General features: G+C 65.1%; 30 protein-coding genes. 17 read left to right on the top strand and 13 right to left on the bottom strand.

Annotated features, from left to right (window positions below):
* The first annotated feature begins 98 nt into the window (after positions 1-98).
* From LXM94_RS12330 to LXM94_RS12315, 4 genes are all read left to right on the top strand, one after another.
* Positions 99-386, top strand: coding sequence for a PQQ-dependent sugar dehydrogenase (locus tag LXM94_RS12330; protein WP_235771673.1), 288 nt, complete (start codon positions 99-101; stop codon positions 384-386).
* Complete coding sequence (locus tag LXM94_RS12325) at positions 383-1279, top strand: DMT family transporter (protein ID WP_235771672.1); 897 nt, start codon at positions 383-385, stop codon at positions 1277-1279. The genes LXM94_RS12330 and LXM94_RS12325 overlap by 4 nt, the downstream gene beginning before the upstream one ends.
* A 425-nt stretch (positions 1280-1704) precedes the next feature.
* Positions 1705-1920, top strand: a complete 216-nt coding sequence (locus tag LXM94_RS12320) for a cold-shock protein (RefSeq protein ID WP_235771671.1) — start codon at positions 1705-1707, stop codon at positions 1918-1920.
* 144 nt (positions 1921-2064) lie between these two features.
* Positions 2065-2466 (top strand): BA14K family protein, encoded by a 402-nt coding sequence (locus LXM94_RS12315; protein ID WP_235771670.1) that lies wholly within the window; start codon positions 2065-2067, stop codon positions 2464-2466.
* Positions 2467-2513: 47 nt separating this feature from the next.
* Here LXM94_RS12315 and LXM94_RS12310 read toward each other — a convergent pair whose 3' ends face one another.
* The 3 genes from LXM94_RS12310 to LXM94_RS12300 all read right to left on the bottom strand — a co-directional run bounded on the left by LXM94_RS12310 (position 2514) and on the right by LXM94_RS12300 (position 4020).
* Positions 2514-3155, bottom strand: coding sequence for an MBL fold metallo-hydrolase (locus LXM94_RS12310; protein ID WP_235771678.1), 642 nt, complete (start codon positions 3153-3155; stop codon positions 2514-2516).
* Between the two features lie 81 nt (positions 3156-3236).
* Positions 3237-3401 (bottom strand): hypothetical protein, encoded by a 165-nt coding sequence (locus LXM94_RS12305; protein WP_235771669.1) that lies wholly within the window; start codon positions 3399-3401, stop codon positions 3237-3239.
* 160 nt (positions 3402-3561) lie between these two features.
* A complete protein-coding gene (locus LXM94_RS12300; RefSeq protein WP_235771668.1) occupies positions 3562-4020 on the bottom strand; it encodes an Lrp/AsnC family transcriptional regulator in 459 nt (152 codons plus the stop codon).
* A 126-nt stretch (positions 4021-4146) separates the two neighbouring features.
* Between LXM94_RS12300 and hppD the strand changes: the two genes are divergently transcribed.
* The gene (hppD, locus tag LXM94_RS12295) at positions 4147-5256 is read left to right on the top strand and encodes a 4-hydroxyphenylpyruvate dioxygenase (protein WP_235771667.1); all 1110 of its coding nucleotides are present in this window, start codon (positions 4147-4149) and stop codon (positions 5254-5256) included.
* A 210-nt stretch (positions 5257-5466) separates the two neighbouring features.
* Positions 5467-5730: a hypothetical protein gene (locus LXM94_RS12290; RefSeq protein WP_235771665.1), complete on the top strand. Its 264-nt coding sequence runs from the start codon at positions 5467-5469 to the stop codon at positions 5728-5730.
* A gap of 67 nt (positions 5731-5797) precedes the next feature.
* On the opposite strand, the gene LXM94_RS12285 is transcribed toward LXM94_RS12290, so the two are convergent.
* Complete coding sequence (locus tag LXM94_RS12285) at positions 5798-6688, bottom strand: branched-chain amino acid aminotransferase (protein WP_235771677.1); 891 nt, start codon at positions 6686-6688, stop codon at positions 5798-5800.
* Between the two features lie 314 nt (positions 6689-7002).
* Between LXM94_RS12285 and LXM94_RS12280 the strand changes: the two genes are divergently transcribed.
* From LXM94_RS12280 to LXM94_RS12270, 3 genes are read left to right on the top strand one after another with little or no spacing between them, the layout of a single operon-like run.
* Positions 7003-7458, top strand: a complete 456-nt coding sequence (locus LXM94_RS12280) for a MarR family winged helix-turn-helix transcriptional regulator (protein WP_235771676.1) — start codon at positions 7003-7005, stop codon at positions 7456-7458.
* 4 nt (positions 7459-7462) lie between these two features.
* Complete coding sequence (locus LXM94_RS12275; protein WP_235771663.1) at positions 7463-8164, top strand: response regulator; 702 nt, start codon at positions 7463-7465, stop codon at positions 8162-8164.
* Positions 8165-8209: 45 nt separating this feature from the next.
* Positions 8210-9592, top strand: coding sequence for an ATP-binding protein (locus LXM94_RS12270; RefSeq protein ID WP_235771661.1), 1383 nt, complete (start codon positions 8210-8212; stop codon positions 9590-9592).
* 21 nt (positions 9593-9613) lie between these two features.
* On the opposite strand, the gene LXM94_RS12265 is transcribed toward LXM94_RS12270, so the two are convergent.
* The 4 genes from LXM94_RS12265 to LXM94_RS12250 form a co-directional block, all read right to left on the bottom strand.
* Positions 9614-9955, bottom strand: coding sequence for a tRNA-binding protein (locus LXM94_RS12265; protein ID WP_235771658.1), 342 nt, complete (start codon positions 9953-9955; stop codon positions 9614-9616).
* 28 nt (positions 9956-9983) lie between these two features.
* Positions 9984-10802 (bottom strand): pyrroline-5-carboxylate reductase, encoded by an 819-nt coding sequence (proC, locus tag LXM94_RS12260; protein WP_235771657.1) that lies wholly within the window; start codon positions 10800-10802, stop codon positions 9984-9986.
* A gap of 2 nt (positions 10803-10804) precedes the next feature.
* Complete coding sequence (locus LXM94_RS12255; RefSeq protein ID WP_235771656.1) at positions 10805-11305, bottom strand: type III secretion system chaperone family protein; 501 nt, start codon at positions 11303-11305, stop codon at positions 10805-10807.
* Between the two features lie 391 nt (positions 11306-11696).
* Positions 11697-11957 (bottom strand): accessory factor UbiK family protein, encoded by a 261-nt coding sequence (locus LXM94_RS12250; protein ID WP_235771655.1) that lies wholly within the window; start codon positions 11955-11957, stop codon positions 11697-11699.
* 194 nt (positions 11958-12151) lie between these two features.
* Between LXM94_RS12250 and lgt the strand changes: the two genes are divergently transcribed.
* The 6 genes from lgt to LXM94_RS12220 all read left to right on the top strand — a co-directional run bounded on the left by lgt (position 12152) and on the right by LXM94_RS12220 (position 18118).
* Entirely contained in the window at positions 12152-12988 is an 837-nt protein-coding gene (gene lgt / locus LXM94_RS12245) for a prolipoprotein diacylglyceryl transferase (protein WP_235771653.1), read from the top strand.
* A 12-nt stretch (positions 12989-13000) separates the two neighbouring features.
* Positions 13001-14101 carry a class I SAM-dependent methyltransferase gene (locus tag LXM94_RS12240; protein WP_235771652.1) on the top strand — a complete coding sequence of 367 codons (1101 nt, stop codon included), beginning with the start codon at positions 13001-13003 and terminating at the stop codon, positions 14099-14101.
* Between the two features lie 105 nt (positions 14102-14206).
* Positions 14207-14992, top strand: coding sequence for a peptidoglycan editing factor PgeF (pgeF, locus tag LXM94_RS12235; RefSeq protein ID WP_235771651.1), 786 nt, complete (start codon positions 14207-14209; stop codon positions 14990-14992).
* A gap of 16 nt (positions 14993-15008) precedes the next feature.
* Positions 15009-16160 carry a M24 family metallopeptidase gene (locus LXM94_RS12230; RefSeq protein ID WP_235771650.1) on the top strand — a complete coding sequence of 384 codons (1152 nt, stop codon included), beginning with the start codon at positions 15009-15011 and terminating at the stop codon, positions 16158-16160.
* Between the two features lie 113 nt (positions 16161-16273).
* Positions 16274-17065 (top strand): RodZ family helix-turn-helix domain-containing protein, encoded by a 792-nt coding sequence (locus tag LXM94_RS12225; RefSeq protein WP_235771649.1) that lies wholly within the window; start codon positions 16274-16276, stop codon positions 17063-17065.
* A 120-nt stretch (positions 17066-17185) separates the two neighbouring features.
* Positions 17186-18118, top strand: coding sequence for a ribose-phosphate pyrophosphokinase (locus LXM94_RS12220; protein ID WP_235771648.1), 933 nt, complete (start codon positions 17186-17188; stop codon positions 18116-18118).
* Between the two features lie 11 nt (positions 18119-18129).
* On the opposite strand, the gene LXM94_RS12215 is transcribed toward LXM94_RS12220, so the two are convergent.
* The 4 genes from LXM94_RS12215 to LXM94_RS12200 form a co-directional block, all read right to left on the bottom strand.
* The gene (locus LXM94_RS12215; protein WP_235771647.1) at positions 18130-18498 is read right to left on the bottom strand and encodes a DUF779 domain-containing protein; all 369 of its coding nucleotides are present in this window, start codon (positions 18496-18498) and stop codon (positions 18130-18132) included.
* Between the two features lie 117 nt (positions 18499-18615).
* On the bottom strand, positions 18616-20124 hold the full coding sequence (gene adh / locus LXM94_RS12210) for an aldehyde dehydrogenase (protein WP_235771646.1): 1509 nt from the start codon (positions 20122-20124) through the stop codon (positions 18616-18618).
* A 177-nt stretch (positions 20125-20301) separates the two neighbouring features.
* Positions 20302-21264 carry a helix-turn-helix domain-containing protein gene (locus LXM94_RS12205; RefSeq protein ID WP_235771645.1) on the bottom strand — a complete coding sequence of 321 codons (963 nt, stop codon included), beginning with the start codon at positions 21262-21264 and terminating at the stop codon, positions 20302-20304.
* A 166-nt stretch (positions 21265-21430) separates the two neighbouring features.
* A complete protein-coding gene (locus tag LXM94_RS12200) occupies positions 21431-22444 on the bottom strand; it encodes a 1-aminocyclopropane-1-carboxylate deaminase (protein WP_235771644.1) in 1014 nt (337 codons plus the stop codon).
* A gap of 160 nt (positions 22445-22604) precedes the next feature.
* Between LXM94_RS12200 and LXM94_RS12195 the strand changes: the two genes are divergently transcribed.
* Entirely contained in the window at positions 22605-23069 is a 465-nt protein-coding gene (locus LXM94_RS12195) for an Lrp/AsnC family transcriptional regulator (RefSeq protein WP_235771643.1), read from the top strand.
* A gap of 15 nt (positions 23070-23084) precedes the next feature.
* Here LXM94_RS12195 and LXM94_RS12190 read toward each other — a convergent pair whose 3' ends face one another.
* Complete coding sequence (locus LXM94_RS12190) at positions 23085-24536, bottom strand: hypothetical protein (protein WP_235771642.1); 1452 nt, start codon at positions 24534-24536, stop codon at positions 23085-23087.
* 235 nt (positions 24537-24771) lie between these two features.
* Between LXM94_RS12190 and LXM94_RS12185 the strand changes: the two genes are divergently transcribed.
* Positions 24772-25386, top strand: coding sequence for a 50S ribosomal protein L25/general stress protein Ctc (locus LXM94_RS12185; RefSeq protein ID WP_235771641.1), 615 nt, complete (start codon positions 24772-24774; stop codon positions 25384-25386).
* Positions 25387-25474: the final 88 nt, after the last annotated feature.

The following is a 25474-nucleotide window of genomic DNA, read 5'->3' as shown; positions in this document are numbered from 1 at the left end:
ACCGGGAATCACATCTCAAACGAAATTAATAGGTCCTGAGCCTAGGAGCAGCCGCCCTCCTGCCGGGATCCGCCGGCAATCGCGTTGATCGCGGCGCCATGTTTCCCGAGCGGGACGGAGACCTGCCGGTCTCGGCGCTGAAGGACCAGTTGCCCGCCCTCAGCGCGGGTATCCCCGCCGAGGAGCGCCTGTGCGACGGCGCGTTCGGGCGCCTGCGAGACGTCCATGTCGCCCCGGACGCGGTGATCCTGGTTCTGACGGACGGCGGCGGCCTGCTGCGGGCTTCCCGCGCTCCGGCATCGGAACAGGCGCCGCGCTCTTGCCTGCCGACGCCGCCGGATGCTACCGCGCGCAGCGGACGCCCTTCCGACAGGATTCGACCATGACGCGCCTCCAGGCGAACCTTCTGCTGCTGCTTGCCGGTGCCATCTGGGGTGCGGGCTTCATCGCGCAGTCGACGGCGATGGAGAGCCTCGGCCCCTTCTGGTTCATCGGCCTGCGCTTCGCGGTCGCCACCCTGGTCTCCCTCCCCTTCGCGTTCGTCGAACGGCGGCGCGCGGCGGCTCCGGCGCGCCCGGCACACCGGCTGGGCTTTGTCCTGACGGGCCTCGCCCTTTTCGCCGCTGCAGCCACCCAGCAGGCCGGCCTGCTCACGACGACGGTCACCAATTCGGGTTTCCTCACCGGCCTCTACGTCGTCTTCACGCCGATCCTCACCGTGCTCTTCCTGCGCAGCAGGCCGCACTGGATCATCTGGCCCGCCGCCCTGTTCTCCGCTTTCGGCATCTATCTCCTGAGCGGCGGCGTGCTCTCCGCACTGTCGGTCGGCGACCTGCTCACCGTGGCCTGCGCCGTGCTGTGGTCGGCGCAGGTGATCTGCGTCGGCGTCTTCGCGACCCGCTCCGGCCGCCCGTTGGCGCTGTCCGCCGTGCAGTTCGGCGTCTGTGCGGTGCTCGGCTGCCTTGCCGGCGCGATGCTGGAACCCGTCAGCGTCGCGGCAATCAGCGGCGCGCTGCCGGAGATCCTCTATGCCGGCTTCTTCTCGAGCGGGCTCGCCTTCATCTGCCAGAACGTGGCGCAACGCTATACGACCGCGCCGCAGGCCGCGATCTTCCTGTCGAGCGAGGCGCTCTTCGCCGCGCTGTTCGGCGTGCTGCTGCTCGGCGAGAAGATCAGCAGCATGGGTTACGCCGGCTGCGTCGTGATCTTCGTCACGATGCTCGCGACCGAACTGGTGCCGGAACTCACGAAGGGACGCCGTCGCTCGGCTACCGTCTGAGAGCCCCGCAGGCACGTCGAGACATTTCCGGGACGTTGCACCGCGACGAAATATAACTCCTTCCCAGTGAAGAAGGTTTACCCACAAGCTTGAGGTTTTTTTCGGCAATCGCTTCGAATTTGACCAAAGTTAGGCAACCGTAAAGGGTCGGAAAACTTTTGCTTGCCAATTCAAGATAAACACAGCACTCTTGCTTCGTTCGGGCAATTTGCGAACATGGGAAGACCTTGAATAAAAGCGCGCCGGAGACGCGAAAATTCCGGGCAACCGAAGCCGGCAGTTCTCTCGAACGACCGGGCGGTTGACTGTGGCAACAGACAGGACCCTTTCCTCACATCGAGAACTGCCTGCCTCACGCCCTTCGGGGCAAAACTGACATGCTGCCCGCCGCCACGCAAACGGGCAGAGAGAAAAGGACCTGACGCATGGCCGAGACTGGCACTGTAAAATTCTTCAACACCGAAAAGGGTTTCGGCTTTATCAAGCCGGACAACGGTGGTGCGGACATCTTCGTACACATTTCCGCCGTACAGGCTTCGGGCCTGAACGGACTCACCGAGAATCAGAAGGTTAGCTTCGACACGGAACCGGATCGCCGCGGCAAAGGCCCCAAGGCGGTCAATCTGCAGATCTCCGGCTGAGCCGGGCCTGCGGAGCGTTACACGTTGAAGCCCGGCAGCGATGCCGGGTTTTTTTATTCAGACGCGGTTCAGACGAACGGGCCTAGCTTCCATCCTGTTTCCTCGATCGGGCACACCGCCCGTCGGCTTCACGGGAGCAGGAAGATGAACACGATCGCCAAGACCCTCGTACTGACCGCCGCCGTCGCGGCAACCGTCCTTTCCTCGATCGGCGCGGCGGATGCGCGTGACCGCTACCGGCGCCATCACAATCACGGCGACGCCTGGGCAGCCGGCGCCGTCGGGCTCGCCACCGGCATGATCATCGGCGGCGCGATTGCCAATTCCGGGTCGCGTTACTATGAACCGCCGCCGCGGCGCGTCTATGTCGAGCCGGAATACTATCCGGTCCGCCGCGTCTACCGCGAGCCCATCGTCGTGAACTCGCTCGAACCCTGGTCTCCGGCCTGGTATGACTACTGCTCGGCCCGTTACCGGTCGTTCAATTCACAAAGCGGCACCTATATCGGCTACGACGGGCTGCAGCATTTCTGCACTGCCGGCTGAATGCCTTCGACGGGGGCGGGTTCGCCCGCCCCCGTCGCGATCCGTCGCTAGAGCCCGCGCAGGAACGGGTTCGTGCGGCGCTCTTCGCCGATCTGCCCGCCCGGCCCGTGCCCGCAGAGAAAACCGGTCGCGTCGCCGAGCGGAAAGACCTTGTCCCGGATCGAGTCCAGCAATTGCCGGTGGTTGCCGCCCGGCAGGTCGGTGCGGCCGATCGAGCCGCGGAAGAGCACGTCGCCGAGATGCGCGAAGCCCTGCGCACGGTTGAAGTAGATGACGTGGCCGGGCGCATGGCCGGGCGTGTGGTAGACCTCGAATTCGTGTGCGCCGAAGGACACGCGGTCGCCCTCATCCAGCCAGCGGTCCGGCACGACATTCTTCACCTTCATCGGCACGCCGAACATGGCCGCCTGGCTTTCGAGCTTCTCGAGCAGCGGCAGGTCGTTCTTGTGCGGGCCGATGATCTCGAGCCCGAGTGCATCCTTCAGCTCCTTCGCGCCGCCCGCATGGTCGATATGGCCATGCGTCAGCCAGATCGCCTTGAGCGCGATGCCGTTCTCTTCCACCGTTCTCAGGATCACCTCGACGTCGCCGCCCGGATCGACGACCACGCCTTCCTTCGTCTCCATGTCGTAAAGGATGGTGCAGTTCTGCTGGAAGGGGGTGACGGGGATGATCCCCGCCTGAAGCATGCCCATGGCGCCCTCGTTCGCTCGTTCGTTCCCAGCCTCTATAGACCGCGAGCCGGGAGCGAACCAAGCCCGGATGCGGTCTTACCGGATGCTGGCGATCTCCTGGTTGGCCGCCACCGGCAGGGTCGGCGATACCGTTGAAAGAAGAAGCGCCGCGACCGCCACGTTCAAGGCCGCGTAGATCAAGACGATCGGGCGAAGCCGTGTGGCGACGGTCTGCCGGTCGGAAGCGGGTTGCGTGTCCATTGCCTTTGTCCCTGTCTGTGCCTGCGGCAGGCGCCGCATCGAAGCTGTGTCAGGCGTACAATGGCAGGCCGCCACGATCTGTTCCCGGGGTGACAGGCGACAGGCAAAACGTGACATCAATGCACAGGCCGCCGAACGGCGCCCGGCGGGATGCCCCCCTTCAGATCGGCAGGGCCGTCGTCTCCTTCAGCGTGTCGAGCACGATCGCCGTCTTCACATGCGCGACGGATTCGTGCGGCAGCAGCACGTCGTTGACGAAAGCGGAAAGCGCCTTGAGGTTCGGCACGACCACCTTGATGACATAGTCCATCTCGCCGGTCAGCGAGAAGGCTTCGAGCACTTCCGGCAAACTCGAAATGAGCCGTGCGAAGCGCTGGGCATTGTCGCGGTTGTGGGTGGCAAGCGTCACCGTGACGATGATGACGATGCCGAGATCGAGCTTCTCGCGGTCGAGTTCCGCCCGATAGGCACGGATGATGCCCTCCTCCTCGAGCCGAGCCCGCCGCCGCGAACATTGCGACGGCGAAAGATTGATGCGCTCGGACAGCTCGTTGTTGGTCAGCCGCGCGTCCTGCTGGAGATGCAGCAGCAGCTTGCGGTCGAAGTCGTCGATACGCATAAAAATGCCTCCTAAAGCCGTCTTAATGCATGTTTCATGCATAATTTTCGCCATGAATCGGCAGAATGCAAGCACATTGCGGCGAGAGAAGCTCATACTGTGCGCGGATGACCATAGGAGGATGAGATGGGGCCTTTCCCGCATGACGCACCGCCGGCCGAGATTTCGGCCGCCAACCCCGCCGGCACCGACGGCTTCGAATTCGTGGAATTCGCCCATCCCGAGCCGGAGAAGCTCGAAGAGCTCTTCGGGCGCATGGGCTACACAAAGGTTGCCAAGCACCGGTCCAGGAACATCACCGTCTGGCGCCAGGGTGACATCAACTACATCCTGAATGCCGAGAAAGGCTCGTTCGCCGACCGCTTCGTCGACAAGCACGGGCCCTGCGCCCCCTCCATGGCGTGGCGCGTCGTCGATGCGCAGCACGCGCTGAAACATGCAGTGGCGATGGGCGCGGAGGAATATACCGGCGGCGACAAGTGCCTCGACGTGCCGGCGATCGTCGGCATCGGCGGATCAATCCTCTATTTCGTCGAGACCTATGGCGAAAAGGGCTCGCCCTACGAGGCGGAATTCGACTGGATCGGCGAGCGCGACCCAAAGCCGGAAGGCGTCGGCTTCTACTATCTCGACCACCTGACGCACAACGTCTTCCGCGGCAACATGGACAAGTGGTGGGCCTTCTACCGGGAACTCTTCAACTTCCGGCAGATCCACTTCTTCGACATTGCCGGCAAGATGAGTGGCCTCGTGTCGCGCGCGATCACCTCGCCCTGCGGCAAGATCCGCATTCCGCTCAACGAGTCGACGGACGACAGGAGCCAGATCGAGGAATATCTGCGCAAGTACAAGGGCGAAGGCATCCAGCACATCGCCGTCGGCACCGAGGACATCTACGACGCGACCGATCGGCTCGCGGCAAACGGCCTCAAATTCATGCCCGGCCCGCCCGACACCTACTACGAGAAGTCCCAGGAACGGGTGCACGGCCACGAGGAGCCGATCGACCGGCTGAAGACGCACGGCATCCTGATCGACGGCGAAGGCGTCGTCGACGGCGGCATGACGAAGATCCTGCTGCAGATCTTCTCGAAGACGGTGATCGGCCCGATCTTCTTCGAGTTCATCCAGAGGAAGGGCGACGAGGGTTTCGGCGAAGGCAATTTCAAGGCGCTCTTCGAATCCATCGAGGAAGACCAGATCCGCCGCGGCGTCTTCAACGACGCAGCCGAATAAAGGACAGGCGGGAGGGGTGCAGGGCGGGCCGGCGACGGACCGCCCGTCCGTCGCCTGCAGATGCCGCCCGGCCTCCCACGGCAAATTGACAGCGCCCCGATTCACAACCACGGTAGGAGCTGCCGGGATCCGGCACCGGGAGGGCTCGCGGGCCGGCCCGCAATCGTGACGCTGTTCCGCGCTCGGGCGCGGTCAATGTGGGAGGGAACCATGGAAGCATTGATGCCGATCGTCACACAACTGATCGCAGGCGCGATCGGAGGCAATGCCGCCGGGGCGGCGCTGAAGCAGCAGGCGGTCAGCGTGATCGTCCGCACCATCGTCGGCGCGATCGGCGGCGTCGGCGGCGGGCTGCTGCTGCAGCTCGTCGGGGGGGAAGCCGGGCTGACCGGTCTCGTGTCCGATGCCATTGCCGGCCTTGTCGGCGGCGGTGTGCTGCAGGCAATCGTCGGCGCCGTGATGAACAAGCGGTAGCAGATCCGCCGACGGAGAAGGCGGCCCCTGGGCCGCCTTCAGCTTTTCGGAGGGGAGCCGGTGCCGGTCATTCCGCCGCGGCGGCGACCGGATAGACCTCTTTCATGTAGTCGTTCATCAGCGTCTCGCAGATCGCGGCCGGCATGAAGCGATAGGGGCCGATCTCCGAGACGGGCGTGACCTCGGCCGCCGATCCGGTCAGGAAGCACTCGCTGAAGCCGGAAAGCTCCTCCGGCAGGATGACGCGCTCGACCACCTGGTAGCCGCGGCGCCTGGCGAGTTCGATGACCGTGCGGCGCGTGATGCCGTCAAGGAAGCAGTCCGGCACCGGCGTGTGGATCACGCCGTCCTTCACGAAGAAGATGTTGGCGCCGGTCGCCTCGGCGACCTGGCCGCGATAGTCGAGCATCATCGCATCCGCATAACCCTTGGCTTCCGCGGCGTGCTTGGAGATCGTGCAGATCATGTAGAGACCGGCCGCCTTCGACTTGGACGGCGCAGTCTTCGGGTCGGGGCGGCGGTATTCCGCGATGTCGAGGCGGATGCCCTTCAGCTTCTCGGCCGGATTGAAGTAGCTGCCCCACTGCCAGATGGCGATCGCCACATTGATGCGGTTGTTCTGCGCCGAAACGCCCATCATCTCCGAGCCGCGCCAGGCGATCGGCCGGACATAGGCTTCCGAGAAGCCCTGGCGCTTCAGCAGTTCGACGCTCGCCGCGTCGAGTTCGGCGACGCTGTAGGGAATCTTGAAGCCGAGGATCTCGGCCGACTGATGGAGCCGCTGGTTGTGTTCGGTGAGCTTGAAGATGCGGCCGCCATACGCGCGCTCGCCCTCGAAGACGGCGCTCGCATAATGCAGGCCGTGGGTCAGCACGTGGATTTTCGCATCCTTCCAGTCGACGAATTCGCCGTTGAACCAGATCTGCCCGTCCAATTGATCGAAAGGTACCGCCATGATGTCTTCCTCCGGCGCCGTCACGCCATTCTTTATGTTGATTGTTCCGCCCGATACGGTCTAACCAGAAGCAGGGCGCGGATTGTGGGTTGAAGAATAATCCGGATTGGAGATCGGGGGAACACCGCATATCGTCACGAGGCTGTGCCCAGCGGATCGCCATTCTGAGGAAACGCTAGCAATGGCGTTAAAATATGTCAACAAAGCTGACATATTTTTGTATTAGTTGCGCTGGAGCGTTGCTGAATGAAAGGAAACACGCCTTGGCACGTCAATCGCCGGAGAAGCGGACGGTCGTCGAAGTCCACGAGGACGCCATGACCGGCGAAGGCAGGATCGACTTCGAAGTGATCGAGTCCTTCTTCTTCGCCTATCGCGACTTCATCTCCGACCCGGATGCGATCCTCGAGAAGAGCGGCTTCGGGCGTGCCCACCACCGCGTCGTGCACTTCGTCAACCGCGAGCCCGGCATGACGGTCGCCGACCTGCTCGACACGCTGAAGATAACGAAGCAGAGCCTGGCGCGGGTTTTGAAACAGCTGGTGGATTCGGGCTATATTCGACAGGTGACGGGCCCGGAGGACCGGCGGCAGCGCAAGCTCTATCCGACGCGGGCGGGACGCGAGCTGGCACTTGCTCTCGCCGAGCCACAGTCCCGCCGCATAGCACGCGCATTCGAGGGCCTTTCGGCAAACGACCGCCGCGCCGTGACCCGGTTTCTCGCCGGCATGCAAAACCCCCGCATGACCGACGGCGAGACGGAGAAGGCATGAGACGATGACCGCTCCCACCGCCCTTTCGGACGATGCACCCCACCTGCTGGTGGTCGACGACGACAAGCGCATTCGCGAACTGCTCAACCGTTACCTCACCGAGCAGGGATTCCGCGTGACCGTCGCCGCCGACGCCGACGAGGCGCGCCGCAAGCTGAAGGGCCTCGATTTCGATCTGATCGTCATGGACGTGATGATGCCGGGCGAAAGCGGCCTGTCGCTGACCCAGAGCCTCAGGGCGATCAAGTCCGTCCCGATCATCATGCTGACGGCGCTGACGGAATCGACCGCGCGCATTGAGGGGCTCGAGGCAGGCGCCGACGACTATCTCGCAAAGCCGTTCGATCCGCGCGAACTCGTGCTGCGGATCAACAACATCCTGCGCCGCAACGCGTCGCCGGCAGCCCCCAAGATCGAGCAGGTGATGTTCGGCCCCTACACCTTCTCCATCGTCCGCAGGGAGCTGAAGCGCGGCGGCGACAGCATCCGGCTGACCGACCGCGAACAGGAGATCATGCTGCTCTTTTCGCTGAGGGCCGGCGAAACCATTCCGCGCCACGAACTCATCGGCGAGGAGACGGAAGTCGGCGAGCGGACGATCGACGTGCAGATCAACCGGTTGAGGCGCAAGATCGAGGACGACCCGTCCAATCCGGTCTGGCTCCAGACGGTCCGGGGCGTGGGCTACCGGCTGAGCATCGAATAGCGCGGTGTTGCAAGCCGTATGGGAAAGAACAGGCATAATGATCACATGACGACCTTCGAGACGTTCAGGCGGGAGATCGAGCGGGCACCGCGCACGGGCTGGAAGCGTTTTGCGCGCTGGCTCCGTCGCCAGTTGCCGACCGGCCTTTATGCGCGCTCCCTGCTGATCATCATCATCCCGATGGTGATCCTCCAGTCGGTCGTCGCCTTCGTCTTCATGGAGCGCCATTGGCAACTCGTCACCCAGCGCCTCTCGACGGCCGTGACCCGCGACATCTCGGCGATCATCGACATGATCGAGACCTATCCGCAGAACGGCGACTATTCCGAGATCGTCCGCATCGCCCGCGAGAGGCTTGATCTCAACATAGCGATCGACCCCGGCGACGAGTTGCCTCCGCCGCGGCCGAAGCCGTTCTTCTCGATCCTCGATCATATCCTCAGCGAGGAGATCACCGACCAGATCAAGCGGCCGTTCTGGATCGACACGGTCGGCGAGAGCAACATCGTCGAGATCCGCATCCTGATCGGCGACAAGACGCTGCGGGTCTATGCCCGGCGCAGCCACACCTATGCCTCCAACACGCATATCTTCCTGCTCTGGATGGTCGGCACGTCCCTCGTGCTGCTGACGATCTCGATCCTCTTCCTGCGCGGCCAGATCCGGCCGATCCTGTCGCTCGCACATGCCGCCGAAAGCTTCGGCAAGGGCCAGAAGATGCCCGAGGATTTCGCGCCGCGCGGCGCGGAGGAGGTCAGGCGTGCGGGGCTCGCCTTCATGCTGATGCGCGAGCGCATCGAACGCCAGATCGAGCAGCGGACCGCGATGCTCTCCGGCGTCAGCCACGACCTGCGCACGATCCTCACGCGATTCAAGCTGCAACTGGCGCTCGCCGGCGACAATCCCGACCTCGCCGGGCTCAACAAGGACGTCGAGGACATGCAGAGCATGCTCGAAGGCTATCTCGCCTTCGCCCGCGGCGAGGCCGAGGAGGATGTCGGCAAGCTCAAGCTCGGCGAACTCTTCGAGAAGCTCGGCATCGAGGCCGAACTTCTCGAAAAGCACCTGACAAGCGAGATCGAAGGCGCCGACGCGGTGATGGTGCGGCCGAATGCCTTTACCCGCCTCGTCACGAACCTCGTCTCGAATGCGCTGCGTTATGCCGGCAAGGTGCATATCGGCGTGCGCCACGGCACCAAATGGCTGACGATCACCGTCGACGACGACGGACCGGGCATTCCGGAACGCTCGCGCGACGACGTGTTCAAGCCGTTCTTCCGTCTCGACGAGGCCCGCAACCTCGATGCCTCCGGAACCGGCCTCGGTCTTGCGATCGCCCGCGACATCGCGCGAAGCCACGGCGGCAACGTGACGCTCTCCGACAGCCCGCTCGGCGGCCTGCGCGCGACGATCCGCATCCCGGCCTGACGGCCGGCCATCCGCCGGATTTCAGAAGAGCTTCCTGCCGTTCGGCACAGGCTGGCTGACGGCGGCGAGCACCACGGCGCCGTTCTCGTCCTCGAATCCGAGCGTCAGCACCTCCGAGCGCACGGGGCCGATCTGGCGCGGCGGAAAGTTGACGACGCCGAGCACCTGCCGACCGACGAGGTCCTCCAGCCTGTGGCGCACGGTGATCTGCGCCGAGGACTTCTTCACCCCGATCTCGGGCCCGAAATCGATCGTCAGCCGGTAGGCCGGCTTGCGCGCCTCCGGAAAGGGCAGAGCCTCGACGACGGTGCCGACGCGGATGTCCACGCGCTCGAAATCGGCATAGGCGATGGTCTCGGTCATGAATGTCTCCGGATGTCTGCGGCCTGGCTCAGCCCGCCAGTTCCTCGGCACGCTGCCGGGCAGCGGCAAGCGCCCTGTCGAAGAGCGGTTGCATGCCGTCCGCTGCCATGAGGATGGAAAGCGCCGCGGCGGTCGTGCCGCCCGGCGACGTCACGTTCTGGCGCAGGCGCGAAGCGTCGTCCGGGGACTGGTGAAGCAGTTCACCAGCCCCCGAGACGGTCTCCCGTGCGAGACGCATGGCGAGGTCCGCCGGCAGGCCGAGTTTACGGCCTGCCTCTGCCATGCATTCCACGAGATAGAAGACATAGGCCGGGCCGCTGCCCGAGAGCGCCGTGACGGAATCGATGTCGGTCTCGCCGCCGACCCATTCGACAGGCCCGCTCACTTTCAGAAGGGCATGCACGAAATCGCGCTGCCGGGGAGAGACCGCCGCGTTGGCATAGGCGCCGGTGACGCCGCGCCCGACCATCGCAGGTGTGTTCGGCATCGCCCGCACCATGGCGGCCTCGCCGAGATGTGCCGAAAGATTGGCAAGCGTCTTGCCCGCCGCAACGGAGACGACGACGGTATCCGAACCGACAAGCCCCTTGAGCGGCGGCAGCACAGTGTCGATCACCTGCGGCTTGACGGCGAGAAACAGCACGCCGGCCTTGAGCCCGTCGGGCGCGCCGGTTTCGTGGCGGACGCCGTTGTCGGCAATCAGCTTCGCCATGGCGGGCGACGGGCCGGGATCGATCACGAGCACCGACGAGCCCTCGACGCCGCTCTTCAGCCAGCCGGCAAGCATCGCGCCGCCCATGTTGCCTGCGCCGACGAGAACGATCGGACCGGATGCGGCCACCGCCATGCTCAAGCCTCGCCCACCGTTTCGAAGAGAACCGCATCGACGGCGGACTGCGCGTCGAGCCCGGACCACACGACGAACTGGAACGCCTGGTAGTAGGCCTCGCAGGTCTCGAGCGCGCTCGACAGCAGCACCTCGACCTGCCGGTTGGTCGGCTCCGCACCGCCGGCGAGCAGCAGAGACTGGCGGAAGATCACCACCTCCTCCTGCCGCCAGAGGTCGAAATGCCCCATGAGCACCTGGCCGTTGACGTGGGAGAGCAGCCGGATCACCTCGTTCACACGGCTTTCAGGAACCTTGATGTCGAAGGCGCAGGCGAGATGGAGCGCTTCGAACTCCTCCATCCAGGAAAAGGAAACATGGTAGTCGGCCCACTTGCCTTCGACGGTCATGGCGATTTCGTCTTCGCCGGACCGCTCGAAGCACCAATCGTTGTTCGCCGCGACGAACTCGATCATGTCGACCGGATTGGACTGGCGCGCGTATTCCAATTCTATGAGGCTCATGCATCACCTTCTTGACCAGCAGGCATGCGTCATCGCGTCCACTCACACACGATGCGGCAAACCATACTCCGGTTACGATACTGAATGATTGCCCGGCACTTTAGCGAAGCTTGACTGAACTACCCTGCCCGAAGCTTGCGCCGCCCGTCTCGAATCATCATTTAAAATCAGTGTATAACGGCAGAGTCAGGAGACCAGCCCCAGGCCTGGGATTTTACGCCTTGCTTGTGGACAGCGGATTCGAAACCAATGAAGCCGTTCAGCTTAAGCGACTCTCCGGAAAGCACTTTTCGCGAGTGTCCACAGGGCAGAAAATTTTAATAAAAAAATGGGTTGCCGCAGCCAGAATCACACCGATTGGTTGCGGCCGCGGGAAGAGACTCGAATTGCGCTATTTCCGGCTGGCGGCGACCGTCGCCTCGAGTGCCTCGATGCGCTTCTGCAGCGCCTCGTTCTCGTCGCGCGCCTTGATGGCCATTTCCCGGACGGCCTCGAATTCCTCGCGCTTGACGACGTCCATGCTGTTCATCAGTCGCTCGGCCTGCGCACGGAACACGGTCTCCATCTCGCGGCGCACGCCCTGTGCAGCGCCCGCGGCATCGGTCATCAGCTTGGCGAAATCGTCCAGCAGACGGTTTGTTCCGGTGGTCATGTCCGGTCTCCTCGGGCTTAGAGCATGGTATCTCGGCAGGTGCCGCGCCCTATCAGGTAGGGTCTGCCTCCACTCTATGCAAGCGGATTTGCATGTGTGCAACCGTCAGGCCCATCTTACGCCGCCTTTGCATTTCAGGTAGCTGTGTCATCCATTCCCGGCCGTACACGGCCCCCGGAGCAACGAGAGAAGCCTTGAACACAGCCCCGAGTCTCCTTGCGATCATGCCCTTTCCGGAGATCGACCCGGTGGCCTTCGCCATCGGCCCGGTGGCGATCCACTGGTATGGCCTCGCCTACGTCGCGGGTATCATGCTCGGCTGGCTCTATGCCCGCAGGCTCGTGTCCAGCCCCTCGCTGTGGGCGGACGACAAGCCGCCGATGACCGTCGCACAGCTCGACGACTTCCTCGTCTGGGCGGCGGCCGGCATCATCCTCGGCGGGCGGATCGGCTACATCCTCTTCTACGACTTCGCTGCCGTGGCGGACAATCCAGTCCGCGCGGTCCAGATCTGGAACGGCGGCATGTCCTTCCACGGCGGGCTTGCCGGAACGGTGCTGGCAATGCTCTTCTTCGCGCGCCGCAACGGCATCGCCGTCTGGAGCCTGTTCGACACCGTCGCCACCGTCGTGCCCTTTGGGCTGCTCTTCGGCCGCATCGCCAACTTCGTCAACGGCGAGCTCTGGGGGCGCCTTTCGGATGCGCCCTGGGCTGTCGTCTTTCCGAACGGCGGCCCCTTCGCGCGCCATCCGAGCCAGCTTTACGAGGCCGCGCTGGAGGGCATCGGCCTGCTGCTGCTGCTCGCGCTCGCCGTCTACGGCTTTCGCACGCTGAAGAGGCCGGGCTTCACCGCCGGTCTCTTCGTCTGCGGCTATGCCGCCTCGCGCATCTTCGTCGAGTTCTTCCGCGAACCCGATCCGCAACTCGGTTATCTCGCCGGCGGCTGGCTGACCATGGGCATGCTCCTTTCCCTGCCGATGGTCGCCCTCGGCCTGTGGGCGATGCTGCGCGCTCGCCGCGCCGGCGCCTGAGCGGGTGCGCCCATGCCGACCGCGCTTGCCCGCAAGATCAAGACGCTGATCCGCACCGGCGGACCGATCAGCGTGACCGACTATTTCGCGCTCTGCCTCGCCGATCCAGAGCACGGCTACTACCGCACCCGCGACCCGTTCGGGCGCGCCGGCGATTTCGTGACGGCACCCGAGGTCAGCCAGCTCTTCGGCGAGATGCTCGGTGTCTTCCTCGTCCAGGCCTGGCAGAAGCACCGCGGGCCGCACCCTGTCCGGATCGTCGAGATCGGCCCGGGGCGCGGCACGATGATGGCCGACATGCTGCGCGTCGTCGCCCGCCTCGCGCCCGATCTCCTCGACGCCGCAAGCGTGCATCTCGTCGAGACGAGCCCGAAGCTGCGCGAGGTGCAGCGCCAGACGCTCGGCACCTTCACCGAGCGCCTGTCCTGGCACGACGGCTTCGACGACATTCCGCCGGGCTTCCTATTGCTTGCCGCCAACGAACTCTTCGACGCCATCCCGATCCGCCAGTTCGTGAAGACGCAGGCCGGTTTTCGCGAGCGCATGGTCGGCCTTGACGCGCAGGACGACCTTGCCTTCGCCGCCGGCGTCGCCGGCATCGATCCGGCACTGCTGCCGGAAACCCACGTCAACGCGCCGGTCGGCACGATCTTCGAGATCGCCCCGGCGCGCGAAGCGGTGATGCAGACGATCTGCGAACGGCTCGCCCACCAGGGCGGCACGGCGCTCGTCGTCGACTACGGGCACTTCGTCACCGGTTTCGGCGACACGCTGCAGGCGGTGCTGAAGCACGATTTCGATCCGCCGCTCGCCCATCCCGGCGAAGCGGATCTGACCAGCCATGTCGACTTCGCGAGGCTCGCATTGACCGCGGCCGATTGCGGCGTGCATGTGCATGGAATCCTGCACCAGGGCGACTTTCTCATGGGCCTCGGCCTCGCCGACCGTGCCGCGGCCCTCGGCCGCAATCGCGACGCCGACATGCAGGCCCAGATCGTCGCCGACGTCCAGCGTCTCGCCGGCTCCGGCGCCGGCCGGATGGGCGATCTCTTCAAGGTTATGGCGGTCAGCAGCGAGGCGATCGCACTCGCCCCCTTCCGCAACGGCGATTGACAGCCGCCCGGCGGGAGGCCAACATCCGGCCGAATCCTCCCGGCAGCGTCCCGTCACGCCCGGCTTCATCCCTCACCGCGCGCAACCAGAAGGACTGGCCACCCGATGACGCACGATGCGCTTTCACCGGTCCTCAGTCCGCTGCTTGAGGCAGCGGGCGGCTCGGCGATCCGGCATGGCTATTTCAGCCGGGCCGGCGGCGTCTCGCAAGGCCTCTATGCCGGGTTGAATGTCGGGCTCGGCTCGGCCGACGACCGCGCCCGCGTCCTCGAAAACCGCGCGCGCGTCGCGCGATGGTTCGGCGCCGCGCCGGAAGCGCTCGCGACCGTCCACCAGGTGCATTCGCCGGACGTCTTCACCCTGTCCGGCGCCTATGACGGGACGCGCCCGGCGGCCGATGCGCTGGTGACCGCGACGCCCGGCATCGTGCTCGGCGTGCTTTCGGCCGATTGCGGCCCCGTGCTTTTTGTCGATCCCGAAGCCGGGGTCATCGGCGCCGCGCATGCCGGCTGGAAGGGCGCGCTCGGCGGCGTCCTGGAGAATGCCATCGAGGCGATGGAGGCCCTCGGCGCCGCGCGAAGCCGCATCCGCGCCTGCCTCGGCCCCTCGATCAGCGGGCGCCACTACGAGGTGGGGTCGGAATTCGTCGCGCGCTTCGTCGGAACCAATCCGGACCATGCCGGGTTCTTCAGGCCGTCGCCGCGCGAAGGCCATGCCATGTTCGACCTGCCCGGACTGAGCATCGCGCGTCTGACGGCCGCAGGTGTCGAGGCGGAAAACCTCGACATCTGCACCTATGCGGACGAAAGCTACTTCTCCTACCGGCGCACGACACATCGCGCCGAGCCCGACTACGGGCGCCAGATTTCAGCGATAATGATAAGAGACTGAAGAAGGGAGACACCCGATGGCCCTGCATTTCGAGACCGAGGAATACGCAACGCGTCTACAGCGCCTGACGGCCCGCATGCGCGAGGAAAAACTCGATGCCATGCTGCTGTTCGCCCAGGAAAGCATGTACTGGCTGACAGGCTATGACACGTTCGGCTACTGCTTCTTCCAGACGCTCGTCGTCACGGCGAGCGGCGAGATGACGCTGCTCACCCGCGTGGCCGACCTGCGCCAGGCCCGTCATACGTCCACCATCGCCAATATCCAGGTCTGGGTCGACCGCGTGCACGCCGACCCCACCATGGACCTGAAGAACCTGCTGTCGGAACTGGACCTGCTTGGCTGCCGCATCGGCGTCGAGTACGACACGCACGGGCTGACCGGCCGGAACGCCCGCCTGCTCGACAGCCAGATCCAGAGCTTCGGCCAGATCGTCGACGCCTCCGCGATCGTCAGCCGCCTGCGCCTCACCAAAAGCCCGGCCGAGATCGTCCATGTCGAGCGCGCCGCCGCGCTTTCCGACGACGCGCTGGCGGCCGCCCTGCCGCTGATCGTCCCGGGCGGGGACGAAGCCGCCATCCTGGCGGCGATGCAGGGCGCGGTGCTCGCCGGCGGCGGCGACTACTCGGCCAACGAATTCGTCATCGGCTCCGGTGCCGACGCCTTGCTCTGCCGCTACAAGTCCGGCCGCCGCAGGCTGGATGCGCAGGACCAGATCAGCCTGCAATGGGCCGGCGTCAGCGCGCACTACCATGCACCGGCGATGCGGACGATCGCCATCGGCGAACCGAGCAACCGGCACCGTGAACTCTACAGCGCCTGCCGCGAGACGATGCAGGCGATGGAAATGGTCCTCCGGCCCGGCAACACCTTCGGCACCGTCTTCGACACCCATGCCCGGATCATGGAGGAGCGCGGCCTCGCCCGTCACCGCCTGAACGCCTGCGGCTATTCCGTCGGTGCACGCTTCTCGCCGTCCTGGATGGAGCACCAGATGTTCCTGGCCGGCAATCCGCAGGAGATCGAGCCGGACATGTCGCTCTTCCTGCACGTCATCATCATGGATTCCGACACCGGCACCGCGATGACCCTCGGCCAGACCTATCTCACGACCACCGACTCGCCGCGGGCGCTCTCGCGCTACGGGCTTGATGTCATCGAGGCATGAGGCGACGCCCCCGTCCCCGCGAAATCCGACGATTGACAGGAGGGGCCGCGGGGAACCATAAATTCGTCCGGGGACAGAGAGACCGCCAGAGTCTCGCAAGACGGACGGACATGATGCAACACGGGCTCATCCGGCTGGCACTGATCGGCCTCCTCGCAGTGCTTCAATCCTGCAACAGCACCGACGCGCTGACGCCGCAGGTCGGCATCGGCGACGAAACCCTGCAATCCTCCACGGTCACCCAGGGCGACCTGGACCGGGCGGGCACATCCGATCAGCCGGTCGGAGCCGCCCAGCAGGCGGCGATGTCCGGCGATGCGGGCTCGACGGCCACCTCGCTCGCCGCCGAGGGCAGCACCCTGCAGGCGCAGGCCGACGCACTGCAGCGCAACAACGTCAACCCTGTGGCGAGCGGCGACCCGACGGCGGGCCAGACGACGACCGTCTTGACGGATCAGCAGCCGGCGGTGACCGAGAATGCGGAAAGCGCGGCGGACACGACCCGGCAGACCGCCGCGCTCGATCCCGCCGCCGCCGGCACCGGCACGATCCGCTTCCTGCCGATCATCGGCGCGCCCGTCCAGGCCGTGACGCCGCTCTCGCGCAAGCTCGGGGCGCTTGCCCGGGCAAACGGCCTGACGATCAGGAGCTCGACCGACACATCGAGCCAGCACATCCTGAAGGGCTACCTTTCGGCCATGACCGACAACGGCAAGACGACCGTCGTCTATGTCTGGGACGTGCTTGACGGCAGCGGCGGGCGCCTGCACCGCATCCAAGGGCAGGACAGCGTCTCGCGCACCGCCGACGACCCGTGGGCGGCGGTGCCGCCCCGCACGATGGAAACAATCGCCGAGCGCACGATCGACGCCTATCTCGAATGGCGGCAGCAACAGCGCGGTTAACCACAGTGAAAACGGCCGCGCGGCTTTCGCGCTGCGGCATGGGCCTTGCATTCGCCCGCGGGGACGCTAAAAGGCGGCCATCAGCATACTCAGACAGGCCATCAGACAGGCGGACCACATATGAAGGTTTTCGCGGGCAACTCGAACCGGCTGCTGGCCGAAGCGATCTGCAATTATCTCAATGTTCCGCTGGGCCGCGCCAGCGTCCGGCGCTTCGCAGACCAGGAAATCTTCGTTGAAATCCAGGAGAACGTGCGCGGCGAGGACGTCTTCGTGGTCCAGTCGACGTCCTTCCCGACGAACGACCACCTGATGGAGCTCCTCATCATGATCGATGCGATGCGCCGCTCCTCGGCACGCCGCATCACCGCCGTGATCCCCTATTTCGGCTATGCGCGGCAGGACCGCAAGCCGGGCCCGCGCACGCCGATCTCGGCGAAGCTCGTCGCCAATCTCATCACCGAGGCCGGTGCCGACCGCGTGCTGACGCTCGACCTGCATGCCGGCCAGATCCAGGGCTTCTTCGACATTCCGACCGACAACCTTTACGCCGTGCCGATCCTCGCGCGCGACGTGAAGGAGAACTACAATCTCGAAAACGTCATGGTCGTCTCGCCGGACGTCGGCGGCGTCGTGCGCGCCCGCGCGCTTGCCAAGCGCCTCGACTGTCTTCTGGCGATCGTCGACAAGCGCCGCGACCGCCCGGGTGAATCGGAAGTGATGAACGTCATCGGCGACGTGGCCGGCAAGGACTGCCTGCTGATCGACGACATCGTCGATTCCGGCGGCACGCTGTGCAATGCCGCCGAGGCGCTCCTGAAGAACGGCGCGACGAGCGTCACCGCCTATATCACCCACGGCGTACTCTCCGGCGGCGCCGTCGCCCGCGTCACCTCGTCGAAGCTCAAGGAGCTGGTCATCACCGACTCGATCCAGCCGACGACCGCCGTGCAGTCCGCCCACAACATCCGCGTCATCTCGACCGCCAACCTCATCGGCGAGGCGATCAACCGCACGAGCGCGGAAGAATCGGTGTCGAGCCTCTTCGACTGAGCCCGTCCGCGTCACGGCACCGCACAGCCCTCCCCGCCGCCGAAGAGCCGCGAGCGTGTGAGAAAACGCCGCTCCCGGCCGTTGTCGAGCGAGAACATGCCGCCCCTGCCCGGCACCACGTCGAGGATCAGTTGCGTATGCTTCCAGACCGCATATTGCGATTGCGAAATATAGACCGGCACGCCGTCGATCTCGCCGAGCTTCACGTCCCGGTCGCCGACGATGTAGTCGTCCGCCGGATAGCACATCGGCGAGGAGCCGTCGCAGCAGCCGCCTGACTGATGGAACAGGATGTCCGGATGGTCGGCCCGGATCTCCCGGATGAAGGCGCGCGCAGCCTCGGTGGCGACGACGCGGGGCTCGCTGTCCGTCTCGTTCATGCCAAACCTCCTCCTTGCCGTCTCGCAAACGGGAAAGGCGCCGACCGGGCGGATCGGCGCCTCTCGCATCGGCTGCCCGAGCCCGTTGCCGGGCGGGCAGCCGGTTCGCAGTCCGGCTCAGAAGAAGCCGAGCGCCTTGGGAGAGTAGCTGACCAGCATGTTCTTGGTCTGCTGGTAGTGGTCGAGCATCATCTTGTGCGTCTCGCGGCCGATGCCCGACTGCTTGTAGCCGCCAAAGGCGGCATGCGCCGGGTAGGCGTGGTAGCAGTTGGTCCACACGCGGCCGGCCTGGATGTCGCGGCCGAAATGGTAGCAGCGGTTCGCATCGCGGCTCCAGACGCCCGCGCCGAGGCCGTAGAGCGTGTCGTTGGCGAGGGCGAGCGCCTCCGCATCGTCCTTGAACGTGGTGACCGAGACGACCGGCCCGAAGATTTCCTCCTGGAAGATGCGCATCCTGTTGTGGCCGCGGAAGACGGTCGGCTTGACATAATAGCCGCCGGCGAGATCGCCGCCGAGATCGTTTCGTCCGCCCCCGGTCAGCACTTCCGCGCCTTCCTGCTTGCCGATGTCGATATAGGAGAGAATCTTCTCAAGCTGCTCGGAAGAGGCCTGCGCGCCGATCATCGTCGCCGTGTCGAGCGGGTTGCCCTGCACGATCTTCTCGACGCGGGCGATCGCCTTTTCCATGAAGCGGTCGTAGATCTTCTCATGCACCAGCGCACGGCTCGGGCAGGTGCAGACCTCGCCCTGGTTGAGCGCGAACATCGCAAAACCTTCGAGCGCCTTGTCGAGATAGTCATCGTCCTCGGCCATCACGTCGGCAAAGAAGATGTTGGGCGACTTGCCACCGAGCTCCAGCGTCACCGGAATGAGGTTCTGGCTGGCATATTGCATGATAAGGCGGCCGGTCGTCGTCTCGCCGGTAAAGGCGATCTTGGCGATGCGCGGGCTGGAGGCAAGCGGCTTGCCGGCTTCAAGGCCGAAACCGTTGACGATGTTGAGCACACCGGCGGGCAGAAGATCGCCCACGAGTTCCGCCCAGACGAGGATCGAGGACGGCGTCTGTTCGGCGGGCTTCAGCACGACGCAGTTGCCGGCGGCAAGTGCGGGCGCCAGTTTCCAGGCAGCCATCAGGATCGGGAAATTCCACGGAATGATCTGGCCGACGACGCCGAGCGGCTCGTGGAAGTGATAGGCGATCGTCTCGTGGTCGACCTCGCCGATCGTGCCCTCCTGCGAGCGGACGCAGGCGGCGAAGTAGCGGAAATGGTCGATGGCGAGCGGAATGTCGGCCGCCATGGTCTCGCGCAACGGTTTGCCGTTGTCCCAGGTCTCGGCCTTGGCGAGCAGTTCGAGATTGTCCTCCATCCGCTGCGCGATCTTCATCAGGATGTTGGAGCGCTCGGTCGTCGGCATGCGGCCCCACTTGTCCTTCGCGGCATGGGCCGCGTCGAGGGCGAGTTCGATGTCGGCAGCGTCCGAGCGCGCGACTTCGCAGAGCTTGCCGCCGGTGATCGGCGTGGTGTTGTCGAAATAGCGGCCGGCGACGGGCTCGCGCCACTCCCCGCCGATGAAGTTGCCGTACTTCGCCTTGTAGGGGTTCTCGACGATCTTCTGATGCAGCATGAAGAATTCCTCCCTTGGAAACGGCCAGGATGTGCCGGTGGAGGAAGCGTGCACCCGAACGGGACGAGGCGAAAGGCACGGACGAAGGACGGTCGGCGCAACTGTTTCACAAATGCGACAGATGCCTGTCATACGGCATGCTGCAGTGCGGAAGGCGGCACCCGCACCTGACGATCGTCAATTGAGCGAGAGCCGGTGCATCTTCCGGTACAGCGTTGCCCGGCTGATGCCGAGAAGATCGGCGGCCTGCGAGACGTTGCCGGAGGTCCGCGACAGCACGCGCCGCAGCGCCGCCCGCTCCGCGTCCATCAGGTCGCCGCCGCAAGGCAGGGCGCTTTCCTCCCTGAGCAGGTCGGAGGCCGGCACGCCGGCGGCGATGCGGCGGTCGTCGAGGCCGAGCGCCTGGCGGGCCGCACGCGTCGCCCCGAGCACGAGGTCGTCCCGGTCGACGGCGATGAGGGCCGGCGCACTGCGGGCATCGACCGGCACGAGAACGATGCGCGCCGTGTCGAACATGCGGCGGAAGAGCCCCGCCTCGATGCGCCCGGCCGCATCGCGGACCGCCTGCGACAGGATCGCCATGGTGATCTCGTTGGCGTCGTCCCGGCAGGTGGAGATGTCGATCGCCGCTGCGATCTTGCCGCGGTGGTCGCGGATCGGCGCCGTCACGCAGGAAAGCCCGGTGTTGCGCGACAGGAAATGCTGGTCGCGATGGATGACGACGGCGCGCTCGTCGGCAAGCGCCGTGCCGATGCCGTTTGTCCCGACGCTCGCCTCGCTCCAGACCGTGCCGGACCACAGGCCGACGCCACGGAAGTCGCTGTCGTCGCCGGCCGCCCCGCGCCGGTCGAGCGCGACGCCATTGTCGTCGGTCAGCAGGAGGCAGCATCCCGCCTTGCCGACGGTGGAAAACAGCCGGTCGAGTTCGTTGGACGCTTCGGCGACGAGGATCTCGGACCGCTCGCGCACCAGGTCGAACTCGTGCTCGGTCAGGCGCCAGGGCGTGCGGGCCTCGTCGGGCTCGAGCTTGTGCAGCGTCAGGCAGCGACGCCAGGACGCGGCCACCGGTGAACTGGCAGCCGCGGACGACTGGTGTGCAACGGTATGCACGTGATCGGAATGGTCGAGAACAGCAGGCATCGGCTTCCTCCCCGAAGCGCACCTCCAGCACCGGTCTCCCTCCAGAGACCGGTGTGACGGGATGCATAAGCGCCGAGACTATAGGAAGCTTCACCGCTGCGGTCCATGGCGACGATGGTCGCAGGGCATCGCGAGATCTCGCGATGCCGGAGCGCAATCCCGTCCGTCAGCCGTTGCGGAAGGCGTAGCCGTAGCCGTTGAGGGCCGGCGCACCGCCGAGATGGGCATAGAGCACCTTCGAGCCGTCCGGAAAGTAGCCCTTCCTGACGAGGTCGATCATGCCCTGCATCGATTTGCCCTCGTAGACCGGATCGGTGATCATGCCCTCGAGGCGCGCGCAGAGCCGGATCGCCTCCTTCGTCTCCGCCGACGGCACACCGTAGACCGGATAGGCATAGTCCTCGACAAGCACGACGTCGTCGGCCGTCAGGTCCTTGCCGAGATCGACGAGGTCGGCCGTGTTGCGGGCGATCTCGAGGACCTGCGCCTTGGTCTGCGCCGGCGTGAACGACGCGTCGATCCCGATGACGTTGCGCTCCCGCCCGTCCTTGGCGAAGCCGACGAGCATGCCGCCATGGGTGGAGCCCGTGACGGTGCAGACGACGATGTAGTCGAACGTGAATCCCAGGTCGGCCTCCTGCGCCCGCACCTCCTCAGCGAAACCGACATAGCCGAGACCGCCATATTTATGGACCGAGGCGCCGGCCGGGATCGCATAGGGCTTGCCGCCCTTCGCCTTGACTTCGTCGATCGCCTCCTCCCAGCTCCGGCGGATGCCGATGTCGAAGCCCTCGTCGACAAGGCGTACGTCGGCGCCCATGATGCGGCTCAGCATGATATTGCCGACCCGGTCGTAGACGGCGTCCTCGTGCGGCACCCAGCTTTCCTGCACCAGACGGCACTTGAAGCCGATCTTGGCCGCGACGGCGGCGACCATGCGCGTGTGGTTCGACTGCACGCCGCCGATCGAGACGAGCGTGTCGGCGCCGGAGGCGATCGCGTCCGGCACGATATATTCGAGCTTGCGCAGCTTGTTGCCGCCATAGGCGAGGCCGGAGTTGCAGTCCTCCCGCTTGGCATAGAGTTCGACCTTCCCGCCGAGATGCTCGGACAGGCGACTCAATTTCTCGATATGGGTCGGACCGAAGGTCAGGGGATAGCGGTCGAATTTCTCCAGCATGGCGGCTCCTTGGGCAGGGTTTCGAAATCGGCCGGACGCTACCACCGTCTGAATGAAATGTGTTCTCAAACTTTGGCACTTATTATACATATTCTTCCCATGAATGCGGTCATCATGATTGATCCAATCATTAAGTCTCATGAAATAGAAAGAATCTTCCGTGCTCGAAAATCTCGACCGCATCGACCTCAAGATGCTGCGGCTGCTGCAGCGCAACGGCCGCCTCACCAATGCCGATCTCGCCGGTTCCGTCGATGTCAGCCCTGCGACCTGTCATCGGCGCACGCAGCGTCTTTTCGACGAAGGTTTCATCCGCGGCGTGCGCGCGCTGATCTCGCCGCAGACGGTCGATCGCGGCACACTGGTCATGGTCGGTGTCGTGCTCGACCGCTCGACGCCGGAAAGCTTCGCCGCCTTCGAGGCGGCGGCCGCGAAACTCAAATTCGTGCTCGACTGCCATCTGGTGGCCGGAGACTTCGACTATTTCCTGAAGATCCGGGTGAGCGGCATGCCGGAATTCAACACGATCCACGGCACGCAGCTTCTCGGCCTGCCGGGCGTGCGCCAGACGCGCACCTTCTTCGTCATCAAGGAAGTGGTCGACAACGCGCCGCTCGATTTCTGACCGCCGCCGCGACCGCTACGGCTGGAAGGGCAGCGGCTGGCCGTTCATCAGCACCTTGCCCGCCTCGTCGACAGAGACGTCCCACCGGAGACTGCCGTCGCCCTGGTCGATGCCGAAGCCCTTGACCATGAGCAGCACGAAGGCGGCCTGTCCGAACTGCGGCACGGCCGACGCGTTTTTCTGCAGGAAGGCGACGGTCTTGTCGAACGCGCGCGCGACGATCGTCACGTCTGCCGTCTGCCGCGGCGTCTCCTCCGGATAGACGGTCATCCGGCCAGTCATCGACACGTCGTAGATCGCGGATTTCGCCTCAACGGTCTCGAAATCGAAGGTCATCGCACCACCCGGCAGCACGATGCGGCCGAGTTCGCGGTTCTGCGCCTCGGTCAACGGTTGCCTGGCCGTGAAGTCGGCATTGTCGATCAGGTAGGCGACGGCGCCCGCGAGGTCGAGATCGGTCATCGCGCCCCTGAAGCGTGCCGTGGTCGGAAGGGCCTCGCGAAACGCGTCGGGCACCAGGCCGGCCGGCGGCCGCGGCTCGTCGACGCTCAAGCCGAAGGACACCCGCGTGCTGTGCGCCACGCCGTTCATGCCGATCTCGTAGCCGACGCGCCTGGCCGCGAAGACGCCCTTGTCGGTCGCAACGGTGACGTTGTTGGCGGTGATCGTCTCCTTGAGGTCGTCGAAGACCGGCAGAACCGCACGCAGCATCGATTTCAGCGCCGCCGCCTCGTCGGCCGTGAGTTGATCGCGATCGATCCGGTCCAGCACGAAAAGCACGATATCCTGCAGCGCCTTGTAACGCGCGCCGTCCATCGTCACATCGATGTCGACGCTGTCGACGTCGATCGCGACCCGCCCCGTCTGCTTGTCGACGATCGTCTCGTTGAAGGTTTCGATCAAGCCGCGCGACGTGATGTCGATCGCATCCGTCGCGGATTTCTGTGCGGCGAGCGCCATCGTCATCGTGCCGATGCGGGCATCGACGGACTGCTTGTCCGTCTGCGAGGTAATGTGCGCACCGTTCAGGGAGAAGTCGGCGGAGCGGAAATAGAAGATCGCGGGGTCGTAGACGCCCGTCATCTTAATCGTGTCGATCAGATAGGTGAACGACGTTCGCTCGGGGATCGTCGTCGTCGCCCTGATGTCGAGCTTGTCATTCGCCTCGACGGAATAGAGCCCGTCGTCGAGCGGCCGGACATAATAGACGAAGGGCTTCAGCCCCATCACCGAGAAGCGCCGGGGATCCGTCCTTGCCGCCAGCGGCGCGAGGTCGAGGCGCAGTTCGTAGAAGCTGGTGGCCGCACGGACCGTCACGAGACCGGCGGAGACGAGATCGGCCGGCAGATAGCGCGTCAGCGCCCGCTCGATGTCGCCGGCACCGCTCTGCGTCACCTCCGCGGCCTGGACGGCACCGGCCGCGGCCAGCCCCGTCGCCAGAACGAGGCCGAGCTTGTTTGCGCGCATTCCCGTCTCCCTGTTCGCATCGGCCGGCCCGGCGGCACCATTGCGCCCTACCGCGGGCCTGTCAACGGCCACGGGCCCCTTGCATTTCCGGCCGTTCTCGGTTATCGAGCCCCCGTCCGCGCAGACACCCTTGGAGGCAACGCGGATGAGGCTTTCACGAAATCCTCAAGTTTTGGACGGCCGAAGCTTGGCTTCGCCCGTGCAAGGCTCTCCAGTAATCTAGAAAGGTTAAGCCATGAGCCACGATTCCTACGAGCTCAAGGCCGAGACGCGCGAACGGGTTGGTAAGGGGTCCTCCCGTGAACTTCGCCGCAACGGCCTCATTCCTGCAGTCATCTATGGCGACAAGCAGACCCCGCTTGCCATCGCCGTCTCGACCAAGGACGTCACCCTGCGTATCCACGCCGGCGGCTTCAAGACGACGGTTGCCACGATCGACGTCAACGGCGAGAAGATCAAGGTCCTGCCGAAGGACTACCAACTCGATCCGGTGCGCGACTTCACGATGCATGTCGACTTCCTGCGCGTTTCGGGCGACACCCATGTCGTCGTCGAAGTGCCGGTTCACTTCGTCAACGAAGAGAAGAGCCCGGGCATCAAGATCGGCGGCGTTCTGAACGTCGTTCGCCACGAAGTCGAGCTGCACGCCTCCGCCGACTCCATTCCGGAGTTCCTGACGGCCGACCTGACCGGCCTGAAGATCGGCGACGGCATTCACATCTCGAACATCAAGCTGCCGAAGGGCACGAGCCCGGTCATCACGGACCGTGACTTTACGATCGCCACCATCGCGACGCCGGCCGGCGGCGTGAAGGAAGAGGCTGAAGACGCAGGCGCGACCGAGGAATAATCGGTCCGCATACGCTGCGAAACTGGCCCGCCGTCGGAACCGACGGCGGGCTTTTTCGTGCCGGATCGCCGCCGCCAAGGAAAACCGC

Origin of the sequence: Rhizobium alarense (assembly GCF_021555155.1) — a bacterium.
Taxonomy (GTDB): Bacteria; Pseudomonadota; Alphaproteobacteria; order Rhizobiales; family Rhizobiaceae; genus Rhizobium_D; species Rhizobium_D alarense.
This window is presented reverse-complemented; position numbering and strand designations above follow the sequence as displayed.

Excerpts from the sequence above, each read along its gene's own strand:
- LXM94_RS12315 (WP_235771670.1), top strand. The coding sequence starts at position 2,065 with ATGAACACGATCGCCAAGACCCTCGTACTGACCGCCGCCGTCGCGGCA.
- LXM94_RS12190 (WP_235771642.1), bottom strand. The coding sequence starts at position 24,536 with ATGCGCGCAAACAAGCTCGGCCTCGTTCTGGCGACGGGGCTGGCCGCG.
- LXM94_RS12330 (WP_235771673.1), top strand. The coding sequence starts at position 99 with ATGTTTCCCGAGCGGGACGGAGACCTGCCGGTCTCGGCGCTGAAGGAC.
- LXM94_RS12270 (WP_235771661.1), top strand. The coding sequence starts at position 8,210 with ATGACGACCTTCGAGACGTTCAGGCGGGAGATCGAGCGGGCACCGCGC.
- hppD (WP_235771667.1), top strand. The coding sequence starts at position 4,147 with ATGGGGCCTTTCCCGCATGACGCACCGCCGGCCGAGATTTCGGCCGCC.
- LXM94_RS12300 (WP_235771668.1), bottom strand. The coding sequence starts at position 4,020 with ATGCGTATCGACGACTTCGACCGCAAGCTGCTGCTGCATCTCCAGCAG.
- pgeF (WP_235771651.1), top strand. The coding sequence starts at position 14,207 with ATGACGCACGATGCGCTTTCACCGGTCCTCAGTCCGCTGCTTGAGGCA.
- LXM94_RS12305 (WP_235771669.1), bottom strand. The coding sequence starts at position 3,401 with ATGGACACGCAACCCGCTTCCGACCGGCAGACCGTCGCCACACGGCTT.
- LXM94_RS12290 (WP_235771665.1), top strand. The coding sequence starts at position 5,467 with ATGGAAGCATTGATGCCGATCGTCACACAACTGATCGCAGGCGCGATC.
- LXM94_RS12230 (WP_235771650.1), top strand. The coding sequence starts at position 15,009 with ATGGCCCTGCATTTCGAGACCGAGGAATACGCAACGCGTCTACAGCGC.
- LXM94_RS12205 (WP_235771645.1), bottom strand. The coding sequence starts at position 21,264 with ATGCCTGCTGTTCTCGACCATTCCGATCACGTGCATACCGTTGCACAC.
- LXM94_RS12255 (WP_235771656.1), bottom strand. The coding sequence starts at position 11,305 with ATGAGCCTCATAGAATTGGAATACGCGCGCCAGTCCAATCCGGTCGAC.
- LXM94_RS12325 (WP_235771672.1), top strand. The coding sequence starts at position 383 with ATGACGCGCCTCCAGGCGAACCTTCTGCTGCTGCTTGCCGGTGCCATC.
- LXM94_RS12265 (WP_235771658.1), bottom strand. The coding sequence starts at position 9,955 with ATGACCGAGACCATCGCCTATGCCGATTTCGAGCGCGTGGACATCCGC.
- LXM94_RS12200 (WP_235771644.1), bottom strand. The coding sequence starts at position 22,444 with ATGCTGGAGAAATTCGACCGCTATCCCCTGACCTTCGGTCCGACCCAT.
- LXM94_RS12275 (WP_235771663.1), top strand. The coding sequence starts at position 7,463 with ATGACCGCTCCCACCGCCCTTTCGGACGATGCACCCCACCTGCTGGTG.
- LXM94_RS12225 (WP_235771649.1), top strand. The coding sequence starts at position 16,274 with ATGCAACACGGGCTCATCCGGCTGGCACTGATCGGCCTCCTCGCAGTG.
- LXM94_RS12185 (WP_235771641.1), top strand. The coding sequence starts at position 24,772 with ATGAGCCACGATTCCTACGAGCTCAAGGCCGAGACGCGCGAACGGGTT.
- LXM94_RS12215 (WP_235771647.1), bottom strand. The coding sequence starts at position 18,498 with ATGAACGAGACGGACAGCGAGCCCCGCGTCGTCGCCACCGAGGCTGCG.
- LXM94_RS12320 (WP_235771671.1), top strand. The coding sequence starts at position 1,705 with ATGGCCGAGACTGGCACTGTAAAATTCTTCAACACCGAAAAGGGTTTC.
- LXM94_RS12310 (WP_235771678.1), bottom strand. The coding sequence starts at position 3,155 with ATGCTTCAGGCGGGGATCATCCCCGTCACCCCCTTCCAGCAGAACTGC.
- LXM94_RS12250 (WP_235771655.1), bottom strand. The coding sequence starts at position 11,957 with ATGACCACCGGAACAAACCGTCTGCTGGACGATTTCGCCAAGCTGATG.
- LXM94_RS12240 (WP_235771652.1), top strand. The coding sequence starts at position 13,001 with ATGCCGACCGCGCTTGCCCGCAAGATCAAGACGCTGATCCGCACCGGC.
- proC (WP_235771657.1), bottom strand. The coding sequence starts at position 10,802 with ATGGCGGTGGCCGCATCCGGTCCGATCGTTCTCGTCGGCGCAGGCAAC.
- LXM94_RS12220 (WP_235771648.1), top strand. The coding sequence starts at position 17,186 with ATGAAGGTTTTCGCGGGCAACTCGAACCGGCTGCTGGCCGAAGCGATC.
- adh (WP_235771646.1), bottom strand. The coding sequence starts at position 20,124 with ATGCTGCATCAGAAGATCGTCGAGAACCCCTACAAGGCGAAGTACGGC.
- LXM94_RS12280 (WP_235771676.1), top strand. The coding sequence starts at position 7,003 with ATGACCGGCGAAGGCAGGATCGACTTCGAAGTGATCGAGTCCTTCTTC.